Annotated in this window: 1 pseudogene; it reads right to left on the reverse strand. The window is 64.8% G+C overall.

Going from position 1 to position 582, the window contains the following annotated elements:
• Positions 1 to 131 precede the first annotated feature (131 nt).
• Positions 132 to 582: pseudogene (locus GPA21_RS20365) on the reverse strand (GTPase); the annotation flags it as partial.

The raw sequence follows: 582 nt of genomic DNA on the forward strand, positions 1-582 counted from the left end.
ACATTGGTTGACCACCGCGTCTAGGAGCACAGGCCGCAGTTCGGTAGCTTTGGATAGAACAGACATGGATGGGATATCCGGGGAAAGAATTGATGGACCCCTCGTCGAGAGGACGGGAGGCCGTATGGCGGTCAGTACTGAGCAGACTTCTGGCCGGACAGGCATCGCACGCGGATGCGCCGCCAGTTCCCGTCGTCGATCAACCGTTCCAGCGTCTCGCCAAGCGCATCGAAAGACACCTCATCGACCCGTTCGACGAGCTCGCCGTCGCGGTGCAGTTCCAGCGCGTACAGATCGAGCCCGCGCTCGTACAGCACGGTGACGCGTCCCTGGAACTTCGCCGTGACCACCGTGAAGCCAATGGCCGGCGGCGTCGCGATGATGTCCTCGGGCAGCGGATCGACCCAGGTGAAGTTCCGCGCGCCGGCATCCACCAGCAGGTGGGTGATGCGCCGGTAGCCGTCGGGCGCGGGCAACTGTTCCATCTGCTGGATCAGCTCCTGCAGCTCGGGGCAGCGAGGCTCGGGGATCGGCAGCTTCGCCGGTGCGGAACCGAGCACGAACCGCTGCACCGTGTACGGC

This window comes from Azoarcus taiwanensis (assembly GCF_012910885.1).
Classification (GTDB): domain Bacteria; phylum Pseudomonadota; class Gammaproteobacteria; order Burkholderiales; family Rhodocyclaceae; genus Azoarcus_F; species Azoarcus_F taiwanensis.